At 62.1% G+C, this 12,547-nt stretch carries 15 protein-coding genes; 6 read left to right on the top strand and 9 right to left on the bottom strand.

All coding sequences use genetic code 11. The features are described 5' to 3' along the window. Window positions 1-92 precede the first annotated feature (92 nt). Window positions 93-872 (bottom strand): winged helix-turn-helix domain-containing protein, encoded by a 780-nt coding sequence (locus P1M51_RS18295; RefSeq protein ID WP_276275042.1) that lies wholly within the window; start codon window positions 870-872, stop codon window positions 93-95. 160 nt (window positions 873-1,032) lie between these two features. On the opposite strand from P1M51_RS18295, the gene P1M51_RS18290 reads away from it, so the two are divergent. Next, window positions 1,033-1,971, top strand: coding sequence for a DMT family transporter (locus tag P1M51_RS18290; protein ID WP_276275041.1), 939 nt, complete (start codon window positions 1,033-1,035; stop codon window positions 1,969-1,971). A gap of 9 nt (window positions 1,972-1,980) precedes the next feature. On the opposite strand, the gene P1M51_RS18285 is transcribed toward P1M51_RS18290, so the two are convergent. Genes P1M51_RS18285 through P1M51_RS18275 form a run of 3 tightly spaced genes read right to left on the bottom strand, consistent with a single transcriptional unit; the run spans window position 1,981 to window position 4,297 of the window. Then, window positions 1,981-2,976, bottom strand: coding sequence for a MoxR family ATPase (locus tag P1M51_RS18285; RefSeq protein WP_276248684.1), 996 nt, complete (start codon window positions 2,974-2,976; stop codon window positions 1,981-1,983). Further along, window positions 2,973-4,022, bottom strand: coding sequence for a DUF4350 domain-containing protein (locus P1M51_RS18280; protein WP_276275040.1), 1,050 nt, complete (start codon window positions 4,020-4,022; stop codon window positions 2,973-2,975). Before P1M51_RS18280 ends, P1M51_RS18285 begins: the two co-directional genes overlap by 4 nt. Next, a complete protein-coding gene (locus P1M51_RS18275; protein ID WP_276248686.1) occupies window positions 4,019-4,297 on the bottom strand; it encodes a hypothetical protein in 279 nt (92 codons plus the stop codon). The genes P1M51_RS18280 and P1M51_RS18275 overlap by 4 nt, the downstream gene beginning before the upstream one ends. Window positions 4,298-4,378: 81 nt before the next feature. Between P1M51_RS18275 and P1M51_RS18270 the strand changes: the two genes are divergently transcribed. Continuing rightward, on the top strand, window positions 4,379-4,942 hold the full coding sequence (locus P1M51_RS18270) for a metal-dependent hydrolase (protein WP_276248687.1): 564 nt from the start codon (window positions 4,379-4,381) through the stop codon (window positions 4,940-4,942). Here P1M51_RS18270 and P1M51_RS18265 read toward each other — a convergent pair. The 3 genes from P1M51_RS18265 to P1M51_RS18255 all read right to left on the bottom strand — a co-directional run bounded on the left by P1M51_RS18265 (window position 4,939) and on the right by P1M51_RS18255 (window position 8,484). Further along, the gene (locus tag P1M51_RS18265) at window positions 4,939-5,937 is read right to left on the bottom strand and encodes an NAD(P)-dependent oxidoreductase (RefSeq protein ID WP_276275039.1); all 999 of its coding nucleotides are present in this window, start codon (window positions 5,935-5,937) and stop codon (window positions 4,939-4,941) included. The genes P1M51_RS18270 and P1M51_RS18265 overlap by 4 nt on opposite strands. Window positions 5,938-5,988: 51 nt before the next feature. Then, window positions 5,989-6,768: a hypothetical protein gene (locus P1M51_RS18260; protein ID WP_276248689.1), complete on the bottom strand. Its 780-nt coding sequence runs from the start codon at window positions 6,766-6,768 to the stop codon at window positions 5,989-5,991. Between the two features lie 111 nt (window positions 6,769-6,879). Next, a complete protein-coding gene (locus P1M51_RS18255; RefSeq protein ID WP_276248690.1) occupies window positions 6,880-8,484 on the bottom strand; it encodes a Na+/H+ antiporter NhaC family protein in 1,605 nt (534 codons plus the stop codon). A gap of 252 nt (window positions 8,485-8,736) precedes the next feature. On the opposite strand from P1M51_RS18255, the gene P1M51_RS18250 reads away from it, so the two are divergent. Genes P1M51_RS18250 through P1M51_RS18240 form a run of 3 tightly spaced genes read left to right on the top strand, consistent with a single transcriptional unit; the run spans window position 8,737 to window position 11,178 of the window. Next, entirely contained in the window at window positions 8,737-9,675 is a 939-nt protein-coding gene (locus P1M51_RS18250) for an ABC transporter ATP-binding protein (protein WP_276248691.1), read from the top strand. Then, window positions 9,672-10,520: an ABC transporter permease gene (locus P1M51_RS18245; protein WP_276248692.1), complete on the top strand. Its 849-nt coding sequence runs from the start codon at window positions 9,672-9,674 to the stop codon at window positions 10,518-10,520. The genes P1M51_RS18250 and P1M51_RS18245 overlap by 4 nt, the downstream gene beginning before the upstream one ends. A 4-nt stretch (window positions 10,521-10,524) precedes the next feature. Next, window positions 10,525-11,178, top strand: coding sequence for a hypothetical protein (locus P1M51_RS18240; protein WP_276275038.1), 654 nt, complete (start codon window positions 10,525-10,527; stop codon window positions 11,176-11,178). A 43-nt stretch (window positions 11,179-11,221) separates the two neighbouring features. Here the strand turns inward: P1M51_RS18240 and P1M51_RS18235 are convergent, their stop codons facing one another. Next, window positions 11,222-11,383, bottom strand: a complete 162-nt coding sequence (locus tag P1M51_RS18235; RefSeq protein ID WP_276248694.1) for a hypothetical protein — start codon at window positions 11,381-11,383, stop codon at window positions 11,222-11,224. Between the two features lie 28 nt (window positions 11,384-11,411). Between P1M51_RS18235 and P1M51_RS18230 the strand changes: the two genes are divergently transcribed. Next, window positions 11,412-11,876 carry a GNAT family N-acetyltransferase gene (locus P1M51_RS18230; RefSeq protein WP_276275037.1) on the top strand — a complete coding sequence of 155 codons (465 nt, stop codon included), beginning with the start codon at window positions 11,412-11,414 and terminating at the stop codon, window positions 11,874-11,876. A gap of 1 nt (window position 11,877) precedes the next feature. Here P1M51_RS18230 and P1M51_RS18225 read toward each other — a convergent pair whose 3' ends face one another. After that, a complete protein-coding gene (locus tag P1M51_RS18225) occupies window positions 11,878-12,507 on the bottom strand; it encodes a rhomboid family intramembrane serine protease (protein ID WP_369685322.1) in 630 nt (209 codons plus the stop codon). Window positions 12,508-12,547 lie beyond the last annotated feature (40 nt).

The raw sequence follows: 12,547 nt of genomic DNA, 5'->3' as shown, positions 1-12,547 counted from the left end.
TGTTGACGGGATTGGTCGGATTCATCCCACGACTAAAGTCGTGGGCTTTCTCCTTGAATCTCTGTAATACGGCCATCGACGACACAGCGCGCTCAGTCAGACAGCGGTGTGGAGTCCCGACGATAGCGTTCGAACAGGTCGATTGCCCATTCCCGGAGCGGTTGGGAGGTGGATTCGACCACGGCGCGGACGATTCCGGAGTCGTCTCTGACGATTACGTGGACCGTCTCGTCGATGATATCGATGGAGCACGGAATCTCGCCGTCGAAGACGCGTACTGTGGCACGGTCATTTTCAAGTAACGTCTCGAATTTCTGAGCGCGTGCTGAAACGTCGCAAAGTGAGGTTATCGCCGCGTCCGTGTACACCCCTTCGTAGCGCTGGTCTCGGTCGTGGACCGCTGTCACGTTCGCGTCGAGGCAGTGTCTGTTGTAGGCGTACGAAAGCACTCGGACGCGTTGTCCAGCGCGCAATGCGGCCTCCACCCGGTCCATCGGCGCGTGCGGTTCGGTCGGCGTCGGGGTGATGCTGCTCGCAGCTTCGAGCCAACTCACGTCGAAGCCCTCGACCTGTGTGGGGAGCCACGGCGCGAACTCACTGAGTTCCTCACCGACGCTGACTGCCTGCTGGAGAGCACGGAACCGATTTGCCACCCACGACCCGATGGCGGTTGCTTCGTAACTGGCATCGCGCTTTTCGACCCAGCCCCGCTCGGAAAACCCATCTAAAATCCGACCGAGCGTCGCCTGCGAGGCACCGGTTTCCGCCTCCAGTTCCCGACGGGTGTGCGACTCGGTCGAAAGAAGTGCGAGGACGTGAACCCGGTTTTCAGAACGAGCGAGGAACTCGATTTCATCCAGTGACTGTGCCATGCAACGAGGACGAACTGAGTCGGTATAAGTGGCCGTTCGTGAGCCTGTACCGCGGTGCAAAGATTGCACTGACCTGAAAAAGTTTCGAGAATCGACTATATTCCCGAAACAGGAACACTGGCTACATGAAAATTCGCGCCTCCCGTGCGGTGGTCGGACGGTGACCACCGTGTTCGGACGATATCGCAATGCACTGCTGTTCGTCAGCTTGGCCTGTCTCTGGGGTGGAACCTATCCCGCGGTGAAGGTGGGGCTCGCGGATTTCCCGCCAATTCTCTACGCGGCGCTTCGATTCGACGTCGCCGCCGTCTTGTTGCTGGTGTACGCGGTGAACGCGTTCGACTACTGGCGGCCCCGCACCGTCCGCGACTGGGTCACAGTGTTCGCCGGTGGCATCCTCATGCTTGCCGGATACAGCATCCTCCTGAACATCGGCCAGCAGACGGTCTCGAGCGCCATCGCGGCGATTCTCGCTGGCTTGATTCCCCTGCTCACGATCGGATTCGCCAGACTGTTGCTCCCAACGGAGCGATTCGGCGCGAGCGAACTCTTCGGAGTCGGCCTCGGGTTCGCGGGACTGGTGATAATCACGCGTCCAGACCCCGCAAATCTGTTTGCCGCGGACACTTTCGGACAGTTGTTGTTGGTTCTCGCTGCCGCTTCGTTCGCGTTCGGCGGCGTGTTGACGCAGTGGGCCAGCGCCGAAATTCCGGTTGCCCCACGAACCGCCTGGGCGATGGCCGTCGGGGCGCTGTTCACCCACGCGGTAAGCGTCGCGAGTCCGGGTGAATCCCTCCAACAGGTTCACCTCTCGATAGAGGGTGTCTTCGCACTGGTCTACCTCGCCGTATTCGTGAGCGCAGTCGGATATCTATTGTATTTCGACTTACTCTCTCGGCTCGGGTCCGTCGAACTCAATCTCGTGACCTACGGCGCTGCCATGTCTGGAACGGTGTTCAGTTGGGCGTTCTTCGGAGAGCGACTCACGACCGGAACGCTCGCCGGGTTTCTCCTCATTCTGGCCGGGTTCGTGGTGTTAAAACGAGCTGAGTTCTACAACGAGTTTACCCACGTCAAAGAGCGGATGCTGGCAGAGTGACCGAGAGAGCTAGGTTTCGTCTGCGTGCTCGCCGCCGTCGACGACGGCCGTTTGAACTGACTCGCTGCCCGGTGGTTCGACCCGCGAGACCACGTCGTCCACCACGTCACCAGCCGAAACGTCGCTGAGTTCTGCGTCCGTGCTCAACACGAGCCGGTGTGAGAGAATCGGAATCGCGAGGGTCTTCACGTCGTCCGGAATGACGTACTCACGTCCCTCGATGGCAGCCCGCGCTTTCGACGTTTTGAGGAATGCGAGCGACGCTCGCGGCGAAGCCCCATGTTCGGTGTCGGGGCTCTCGCGGGTGGCTTCCACGATGTCGAGGATGTAGTCTTTGACCTTGGCATCGACGTGCACGCCATCGACCTCTTTCTGGGCGCGCTGGATGTCGCTCAGCGAGACCACCTGCGAGACGTCCTCAGGGCCGAGGTCTGGGTGCGTGTCGAAGCGGTCGAGCAGCGACTGCTCGTCGTGGCGTTCGGGAAGTTCGACGGTGAGTTTGAACTGGAAGCGGTCGCGCTGTGCCTCGGGCAGCCTGAACGTCCCCTCCATCTCGATTGGGTTCTGCGTCGCGATAACGAAAAACGGCGTCGGCAGGGTGAGCGTCGTCCCCTCGACGGTGACGTTGTTCTCCTGCATCGCTTCGAGCAACGCACTCTGGGTCTTTGGCGTCGCCCGGTTGATTTCGTCAGCCACGACGATGTTCGCGAAGATGGGACCGCGGTTCAGGTCGAACTGCCCGGTGTTTTCCCGATAGACGTGCGTGCCCGTGATGTCTGCGGGAAGCGTGTCGGGCGTCATCTGGATGCGGTTGTACCCGAGGCCAGAAGCCTGCGCGAACAAGTTCGCAATCGTGGTCTTCGCTACGCCCGGAACGCCCTCTAAGAGGACGTGCCCGCGGGTCAGCAGCGAGATAGTCAGGCGTTCGACGAGTTGCTCTTTCCCGATGAGCACCTGCTCCATCTCTGTCTGCAAGGAAGAATAGAGCGACGCGGAGTCAGTCATCTTTCTTCCGCTTCCTCCTCTGTCACTATAATCCCTTGTGTGACGCGCTCGATTCGCCGCGACTCCCAGTCGGGGTGGCGACGGGCGAGATAAGCTTCCACCTCCGCGCTCGTGAGGCCGACCGACCGGTCTACTGCGGGTTCGTCCTCACTACCGACTACGCGCCGGGAGACGAGCAACACCGCGCCCAGTCCGAGCACGCCGACGAGGGCTTGCACCAGCGCAGATTCACGCAAGATGACCACGGCGACGGCGAGCGGCGGCAACTGGTCTGCGTGCGAGTAATCGAGCAGGAGCTGGTCGTGTGCGCTGACGAGTGCCTCAGCGAACGCCCGGTTTCCGGGGCGGTCGAGCATCGCGTTGATGAACGCGCTCGGGTCGCTCACCGCGACGACCTGTCCCGCGCCGACCTGTTCGACGGTGGCGACGGGGTACGTCCCGACCGACTCAGTTTCGTCGAGTGCGTCGTTGCGATTCGCATCGAGATAGGCGAACTCGGAGGTGCGGGCGAGCACCGTCGCGTTGTTCGCCTCGACGACCGTCCCATGGTTCAGTACAAGGGCATTGCTTCCGTTTGCGAGTGGGTGGGCGGAGACGTTGTTCGCGACGGGGATGGCGGGCGACTGGTAGTTGCGCCGTTCGTCGCGGACGGGCGTCCCGTCGAAGCGGGCAGTCGCGCCGAGGCCCGCGAGCAAGTCGTTCGAGTGCATGCCGTAATCCTCCGCGACCACGAGCGTGCCCCCACCCTCGACAAACGCGCGAAGACGGGCCTGCTGGGCGGGCGTGTAGGCGTCGTCGGGCGAGAGCACGAACGCCACCGTCTCGCTCGGCGCGAACGCCACGTAGCGAGAGGTGTTCCGGACGAGCGTCGTCTTCGTGCCCGTGTCGTCGGCCACGCCGCGGAGGTCGGAGGCCCCGTCCCACGCGGGGTTGTAGACGCCGAACGAGGCCGTCGAGGTGCTCGCGCCGACGACGGCGGCGCTCGCCGTGAGCACGACGAGGACGACGAGGACGACCCGTGGGATGTCGAGGTCGCGCCAGTTCACCCGAACACCCCCGGAGGCAGAATTTCGAGGATGCGTTTGACGACGACGTAGGCGAACCCGGCGAGACCGATGAGGATGATCCACTTGAGACGGGCGCGCCAGGTGGGCGTGACCGCGAAGGGTGCGGTGAGTTCGACGACGACGAGAAAGCCGATGAGCGAGACGACGAAGTAGAGTTCGAGCGAGAGGCTATCGAGCAACGCCAGACACAGAATCGTCGCGAGCATCCACGCCGTTTGCCCGACGATGAACCGCTGTCTGTGCTGGGTCGCCATTTGCTTGCGGTTACACGGCGGGCGGTTAGAAACTATCGGATGAACGAAGCGTCTTTATCCGCGTCCCCGCAAGCCACCTCCATGTGGCCCTGGGGACATCTCGCGGTTGGCTATCTCTCCTATTCGCTCGGCGCACGGTGGCGCGACGCGTCGCTTCGCGGGCACGAAGCGCTCGCCGTCGCCTTCGGCACGCAGTTTCCAGATCTCGTGGACAAACCCCTCGGCTGGGACCTCGCACTCTTGCCGAGTGGCCGGTCGCTCGCCCACTCGCTCATCACGGCGCTCGTCGTCATCGCAATCGTCGTCGCCATCGCACGGCGATTCGACCGCGAGCGCGTGGCCTGGGTGTTCAGCCTTGGCTACCTCTCGCACCTCGCCGCAGACGGCTTCCAGCCCTTCGTCCTCGGCCAGTTCGAGTTTCTCACCTATCTCGGGTGGCCGCTTCTCCCGCTGCCGCCCTACGAGAACGAGTCGCGGAGCATCGTAGAACATCTCCTCGCGCTCGATTGGTCTACGTTCTTCGCCATCGAACTGGGCATCACGGCGATTGCAATTACGGTCTGGGTGTACGACGGCATGCCCGGACTGTTCACCGTGACCGACCTGCTCGGGCTTACCAATCGGAAGCGTGAGTCGACTGATTAGGGAGACGGTGGTTTTTCTTTGCCTGCGGCGAGGCGTTTCAGGTCCGCTCGAATCGCACGCTTGATGGAGTGACGGCGCTCCCAGCCGAGTTCCTCTTCTGTTCTGCTCGTCTCTACGTCGAAGCGTTCGACGAGCGTCTCGTCGCGGGGGTTTTCGAGCATGACGAGGTCGGGACGCGAGTCGAGTACCTCGGCGGCCTGTGACTGGACGAGTTCGGCCACGTCGATGACCGAGGGGTCCTCGTCGCCCGCGAGTTCGAACTTCGAGACGCCCGTCTCGCCCGCGTCGAGTTCGGTGAGGAGTCGCTCTGCACTGCGGACGTAGGCACGTGCCACGTCCTTGACGTGGACGTAGTTTCGCGCCTGCGTGCCGGGTTCGTGAACCGTCAGGTCCTGGTCGCGCAGGGCACGCCCCACGAAGATGTTGATGACCGTCGGCTTCGAGACGCGCGTCTCGCCGATTTCGTGGGCACCGTAGAGATTCGATTTCAGAAAGAGGTGGGCCGGGAACGCCCCCTCCGCGAGCGTATCGATAGTGCGCTCGTTCAGGAGTTTCGTCCGCCCGTAGAGGTTCATCGGGTCCCGTGGGTTTTCGATGGTGATGGGGAACGCCTCGGGGTCGCCGACGACGGCCATGCTGAACGGGAAGATGAGCCCCGCACCCGTTTTCTTGCAGAACCACGCCACGTTGGTCGTGCCCTGGACGTTCACCTCGTAGGCGAGGTCCGGGTTCTCGTCGCAGTCTTTCACGCCCGAAATCGCCGCGAGATGCATGACGATGTCCGCCCCCGCGAGTGCGTCTTCGAGTCGGTCACGGTCGCGAATATCGACGTGGTCGACCGGAACGTCCCCAATTTCCTCAACCTGCCCGCGATAGAAGTTGTCGAGGGCCGTCACCGTCCAGTCGGGATGGGCCTCAGAGATGTCGCGAACCACACGGCTGCCGATGTAGCCAGCCGCGCCGGTCACGGCGACGTGTGGCTGTTTCACTGTCATGGGCAGAAGTAATTCGTGCTCGTATATATATTCAAGCAGGAATATTCAGGGTTACACTCGGGCTTCGAACAGGCGGGCCCCACAGGCGTCGCAGTCGTAGGTGACGACGTCCATCGTCCGACAGCACGATTCGACGACGTCCTCCGAAAACGAGAGGTCACCCCCGCACGCGGGACAGGAGTCGAGGAAGATACGCAGGCCAGAGACGAGTTGAGACTGGGCGTCGAGCGAGAGGTCCTCCCAGTTCGCGGCGCGTTCGCGAAGCAGTGATAGGGCGGCGATGTCCGCGACCAGCGCGGGGCGAGAGGGCCACTGGCCAGCGACCACCGTCTCGTTTTGGACGACGAGGCGGTCCTCTTCGTCGTGGATTTCGAGGTCGGAGACCGCGAACTGGTCTGCCAGATGGGCGGGTAAGTCGGCGTCCACCTGCTCGATTTTCGCCCACCACTCGCGCTCGAAATCGGGGGCGAGGTACACGTCGTCTGCTGCGGGTTCGACCACGCCGAGACTGGCGAGTTGGGCTTCGACGTCGAGGTCGCTGTCGATGGTAGTTTCTGGAACTTTGTCGAACCACGCGAGCACGCGGTCTGGGAAGTATCGCTTCGTGAACGTCGGCGTGCCGGGAATCAGGTACCCGCGAAAGTAGATGGCGACGACAAAGAGCGCAAAGACGACGAGCGCGACACCCGGAGCGGCGGCGGCGACGTAGACGCCGAGGCTCACTACGGCGGCGATGACGAGATTGACCAGTGTGCAGGGAATGCAGCGATTCTCGCCCGTGTACGCCGGCTGTTTCAACGCGTCCAGCCGAGAATCAGAGCGGGTACTCATGTGCTACTTTCTTTCTGTGCAGGTGTACAAAAATATTGACGGTCAAAACCCACAAAATCACCAGGAGTAGTCACTATCCTAACGAAAAATGAAAAACGGTGGTGTGAGTGTTCAGTCGTCGCTCGTGAGCGTCCGACCCGACGAACGGGCCCGACCGGGTTGTGCGTCCAGGTCCTTGCGGCTGGCGTCGATTTCGGAGAACCCGTACACCAACACGACGAGCACGAGCACGCCGAGTGGCAGGAGCACGAGCGGACTCAGGTTCGTCATACCGTACAGCAGGTAGATGACGGCCGTCGCGATGAGGACGGTAAAGGCGTAGTACATCTGCGTCCGGACGTGGTCGATGTGGTCCGACCCGGAGAACGTCGAGGCCAGCACCGTGGTGTCGCTGATTGGGGAGCAGTTGTCGCCGAACACCGCGCCACTGAACATCGCGCCGACGGCGACGGCGATGAACTGCGGCGACTGACTTCCGATGGTCCACGCCATCGGAATCACGATTGGCGTCATGATGGACATCGTCCCCCACGAGGTCCCGATGGCGAACGCGATGAACGCCGAGGTGGCGAACACGACGACGGGCACCATCATCGGTGAGACGACGCCGGTTGCGAACTGCGTGACGTAATCGCCCGTCCCAAGTGCGGTGGCGACCGAGCCAATCGACCACGCGAGCACGAGGATGCTGACTGCTGGAAGCATCGTCGCGAAACCGTCTAAGACGGTCTCCATGGCTTGCCCGATGGACATCATCTTCTCGCCGACGCCGATGAGCACGGCGGTAGCGACCATCGCGAACGACCCCCAGACGAGGGCCGTTGCAACGCCGGTGTTTTCGACGATTTCGATAAGTGTGCGGTCGGGCGCGTAGCCCATGTAAATTGCCCCGCCGATAACCGTGAGGACGAGTGCAGTCACTGGCAACGTGAAAACACGAAGCGGTGCGTCGTCAGTGACCGGTTCACCGAGGTCGTCTTTGATGTTCTGGAGTGGATTTGCGTCTTCGCGGATGACGTTCCCCGTCTTCACCGAGCGATTTTCCGCGTCGAGCATCTCCCCGAAGTCACGCCCGGAGATTACGATGACGCCGACCATCGCCACCGCGAGAATCGAGTACATGTTGTACGGAATCGACTGGATAAAGGTGGCTGCCGCAGAAGGCACCTGGTCGGTGATACCCATGTTCTCGTACTGAGACTGGATGAGCCCGATTTCGAAGGCGACCCAGCTCGAGATTCCGATGGTCGCGACGGGTGCGGCCGTCGAATCGAGGATGTACGCAAGTTTCTCGCGAGACATCTTCAGTTCGTCAGCGAGGTTCTTCATCGAGCTGCCGACGATGGCGTTGTTCGCGTAGTCGTCGAAGTTCCAGAGGATGCCGAGCAACCACGTCGTGACGCCGATTTTCCGGTGAGAGTCGATGCGTTTGGTGGCGAATCTGGTAATCGCCATCGCGCCGCCCAGTTTCCAGAGGAGCGCAATTCCTGCACCAAGCAGCATGGTGAAGATGAGAATCGTCGCGTTGAACGTACTGGCACCGATTGCCTCTGTAATCCAGGTGAAAGTCTGTGCAACGCCGATGTTGCCCGCATAGATGACGGCGCCTACCCAGACGCCGACGAACAGTGACAACATTGCCCGACGTGTGATGATGGCCAACGCAATGGCGAGTAGCGGTGGCGCTAGTGATAATGCCCCGAAGTTTGCTGCCATGCTATATGGCTTCATACGTCATGTATTAAAACACTTACTCAAAATATCGGCAAATATACATTCGAAATTAACATTTGTTCGATTCAAACCCCTGTCAGGAGGTCGAATAATACAAACTCGTGACCACGAACCATTCCGCGAAAGATGGGATAAACATTGCCTGATTGAAAAGAACAATCCGACGTTGCCCTGTTAGTTCAGCGAATCCAGCACAAAACTTATTCGATTGAGGTTTGCGGTTCAAACCAGGATATGTCCTCCATCCAGACACGTGGCCTGACCAAACAATTCGGTGACCTCGTCGCCGTTTCGGACCTCGACCTCACCGTCCCCGAGGGCGAGGTGTTCGGCTTTCTTGGGCCGAACGGGGCCGGAAAATCGACGACCATCAACCTTATCCTCGACTTCATTCGCCCCACGGCGGGCACGGTCGAAGTCCTCGGCATCGACGCCCAGAAGCACCCCGAAGCCGTCAGAGAGCGTGTCGGCGTGCTCCCCGAGGGCTACGGTTTCGAAGATTCACTCACCGGCCGCGAACACGTCGCCTGGGCCATCGAGACGAAATCGGCGGCCGACGACCCAGACGCGCTCCTCTCGCAAGTCGGCCTGTCGGCAGACGCCGAACGCCTCGCCTCATCGTACTCGAAGGGGATGCAACAGCGCCTCGCCTTCGCGATGGCGCTCGCGGGCGACCCAGAGGTGCTCATCCTCGACGAACCATCCTCGGGCTTAGACCCGAATGGGATGCAGGACATGCGCGAACTCATCCGCGAACGTGCGGAAGCCGGGACGACCGTCTTCTTTTCGAGTCACATCCTCTCTGAAGTCGAAGCCATCTGCGACCGCGTCGGCGTGATGAACGACGGCGAACTCGTCGCCGTCGACACCATCGACGGCCTGCGCGAGACCACCGGGGGACAGGCGACCATCGAACTCACCTGCGCGACGTCACCGACCACTCTCGGCGTCGAAACCATCGAAGGCGTTGCCGCAGTCTCAGTCGAGGAGAACACCCTTGTCGCCACCTGCACCAACCCGAGTGTGAAGGTTGACGTGGTGAGCCACGTCGCCGCCCAGGCCGAGGTTCGGGACATCCTCTCCGATACCGTCTCGCTCGAATCACTGTTCAACGAACTCACTGGCAATCGCCACGAACGTGGCGAGATAGCCACCCAAGAGGCTTCCTCGTGAACCTCGTAAGCGTCGCCAAACGCGACCTCACGAGCATCAGTCGCTCGCGAGCCGTCTGGGCGGCAGGCGTCGTGCTCACGCTGTTCGTCGCGCTCGTAGCCTACACCATCCGCGGCTACCAGCTTTCGGCCACCGAGTCAGTCACGAATATCTTCCAGACGCTCGCGTTCACGCTCGGCCTCATCCTCCCCATCGTCGCGCTGCTCGCGAGCTATCTGGCGATCGCAGGCGAACGCCGGAGCGGTGGAATCAAATTCTTGCTTTCGGTTCCGAACACGCGCCGCGACGTCTTCGTCGGCAAGCTGGCGAGTCGCCTGACTCTGCTGGGCGTCGGCCTCGGCGTCGCTTTCCTCACCGCGGCGAGCATCGCGCTCACCCGCTTTGGCGCGTTCCCGCTGGGGACGATTGGCGGCCTGTTCGTCGTCTCGCTCGTCTACGGCGCGGCGTTCGTCTGCGTTGGCGTGGCGCTCTCTGCGGCGTTCGCCACCCGGAGTCGCGCCATCGCCGGAGCGTTTGGCCTCTACTTCGTCCTCGTGATGTCGTTCGTCGCCATCCGCATCACCGACCTCCTGCGAATGGTCCACGAAAACGTCCTCGGTTTCGAGGCCACGCCGAATCTCTACGACGGCCTTACCCACCTCAGCCCGTACATCGCCTACCAGAAGGCGACCAACCTCGTCTTCCCACCCGACCAGCAGACCGTCGTGTTCAGGCGGGCCGCCGAGGCGAACGCCGAACTGCCCGTGTACCTCACCGACGAATTCTCACTCGTGGTCCTCGCCCTCTGGGTGGCCGTCCCGCTCGCGCTCGGCTACCGACGATTCGACCGCGCGGATTTAGAATAAGCCAATGTCCCGACACGCCACCTTCGCGAACCTCCTCGTCGTCCTCAGCCTGGCCCTGCTCATCACCCCCGCGTTCGTCCCGGTCGAACCGGTGAAGTACCACAACACCCACCCCGGAAACGGCGGGAACGCGACCGCCCTCGAACGCGAAGGCTACCAGATCATCGCCTACGAGAATCTCTCAGAACGCGGGCAGGAACTCTACGTCAAGACGCTCGAAAACGGCGGGCGCTACACCGTCCCGGCCAGCGAGGGCGCACCCGACTTCCCGTACGCGACGGGCGAAGAACTGAGCGAAGCAAGCGACCACCAAGAGCGAAATTCCCTGTCGTACATCGTCATCGAGCGCCCTGCAAACTCGACACTGCCGCCCGCAGACGAACCCACGCACATCGCGGAGCATCTCGAACGGGAGCGAGAACAGAGACGCGAAGCGGGCCGCGACAGCGGAAGCGATAGCCAAAGCGACAGCGAAAGCGGCACAGACGACGGCCCGACCGTCGAAGAGTATCGCCAGCAGATTGCGAAATACGACGTGATGCAGGTTCGAACCCAGGAACCGGGCGCGACCCATCCCGCACGACTCAGTCGATTCGGCGCAGTTGTCGGGGGCGTCATCGCGCTGGGTGTCGGCGGCTACCTGCGCTCGAAACCCTGAGAACGCGAGAAACAACGTTTCGCAGTCAAGAACAGCGAGAGCGTCAGGACGAGGAGAGACGCCGACTGCTCAGCGCCACCACGAGCATGACGACGATGAGCACCACCGAGAGGGCGTTAATCGTCGGCGTCAGCCCCGTCCGGAGCATCGTGTAGATGACCACCGGGACGGTGCTCGTATCGGGCGAGATGAGCGGGCCGAACACTTAACTCAAGATTCGAGTAAGCCATCCTATGGAGATTCGAGAGGCAGAGGTGGGGGACGCAGCGTTCATCGCCACGGAGTTCTGGGTGCCACTCGCCGAGGAGATGGAGGCGTATTCCGAGCTAAACCACCTGCGAGCGGACGCCGGAGAGCATGCAGAGAACGGGTTTCGACGACTGTTGAAAAACGACACTCACCGTGTATTCCTCCTCGAAGCGGACGGCGAGGACGTCGCCTACATCCTCGTCGAAACCGGCGTGCGATCCTCGCGGCGTCTTGGCGCGTTTCTCTCGATTGTTGACCTCTACGTCAAGGAGGGCCACCGAGGCGAGGGCTTCGGCACGGCACTCGTCGAGAAGGCGCGGGCCGTCGCCGACGCCGAGGACTGCGACTACATCACCGTCTCCGCCGAGTGGGACAACGAACCAGCCCGCGAGTTCTACGAAAACCTCGGATTCGAGGAAAAGCAGGTGTCGTACGCGGAACGCCGCTGAGTTACCGTTTCGGAACGCGAAGCAGGCGCATTCTGCCGGCAACGAGGCCGAGCATCGCGCCCGTGAGGTGGGCGATGAGCGCACTCCCGGGAGCACTGAAGAGGAACGTCAGGACGAGGCCAGCGGCCGCGACGAGCACGACCAGCACGCGAGGTGGGAGGTTGAGGCGGTCGAACAGCACGGTCGAGGCGGGATTCGCCGCGAGGACGTAGCCGACGAGCGCGAAGGCCGCGCCGCTCGCGCCCAGGACGGCCGTTGGCTGGCCGAGCAGACCGGAGATGAGCACTTCTGCGACGCCGGCGAGCGCGCCCGTCGTGACGAAAAACGCGTGAAAGCGCAGGCGGGTCGTGGACCACGCGACGAGACTCCCCGCGAGAATCACGATGACGGCGTTCGAGATGAGGTGGCCAACGCCCGCGTGAGCGTAGACGCTCGTGACGAGCGCCCACGGTGGATTGAGCAGCGGTTGGGCGAGGACGAACAACCCGCCGAGGCCAGTGAAGAAACTCACCCACGTGAGGAAGGTCACGACGGTCATCGCGACGAGCGTCTCGACGACGGGGTTTCCAAAGAACGCGGCGCTCAGAGACGAGTTGTTGCGTCGGGCGGGCTGGTGCGCAGGCGAGGACACGGGATACCAGTTACTCGGTCACACAGCGCCAAAACGGTTC

The sequence above is a fragment of the Haladaptatus sp. QDMS2 genome (genome assembly GCF_029338295.1).
In the GTDB taxonomy this organism is placed as follows: Archaea; Halobacteriota; Halobacteria; order Halobacteriales; family Halococcaceae; genus QDMS2.
The sequence above is the reverse complement of the archived record's forward strand: the minus strand, read 5'-3'. Positions and strand labels throughout refer to the sequence as shown.

Bases quoted from the DNA above. Each gene is read 5' to 3' on its own strand.
- P1M51_RS18295 (WP_276275042.1), bottom strand. From the start codon at position 872: ATGGCACAGTCACTGGATGAAATCGAGTTCCTCGCTCGTTCTGAAAAC.
- P1M51_RS18285 (WP_276248684.1), bottom strand. From the start codon at position 2,976: ATGACTGACTCCGCGTCGCTCTATTCTTCCTTGCAGACAGAGATGGAG.
- P1M51_RS18275 (WP_276248686.1), bottom strand. From the start codon at position 4,297: ATGGCGACCCAGCACAGACAGCGGTTCATCGTCGGGCAAACGGCGTGG.
- P1M51_RS18270 (WP_276248687.1), top strand. From the start codon at position 4,379: ATGTGGCCCTGGGGACATCTCGCGGTTGGCTATCTCTCCTATTCGCTC.
- P1M51_RS18265 (WP_276275039.1), bottom strand. From the start codon at position 5,937: ATGACAGTGAAACAGCCACACGTCGCCGTGACCGGCGCGGCTGGCTAC.
- P1M51_RS18260 (WP_276248689.1), bottom strand. From the start codon at position 6,768: ATGAGTACCCGCTCTGATTCTCGGCTGGACGCGTTGAAACAGCCGGCG.
- P1M51_RS18255 (WP_276248690.1), bottom strand. From the start codon at position 8,484: ATGGCAGCAAACTTCGGGGCATTATCACTAGCGCCACCGCTACTCGCC.
- P1M51_RS18250 (WP_276248691.1), top strand. From the start codon at position 8,737: ATGTCCTCCATCCAGACACGTGGCCTGACCAAACAATTCGGTGACCTC.
- P1M51_RS18240 (WP_276275038.1), top strand. From the start codon at position 10,525: ATGTCCCGACACGCCACCTTCGCGAACCTCCTCGTCGTCCTCAGCCTG.
- P1M51_RS18230 (WP_276275037.1), top strand. From the start codon at position 11,412: ATGGAGATTCGAGAGGCAGAGGTGGGGGACGCAGCGTTCATCGCCACG.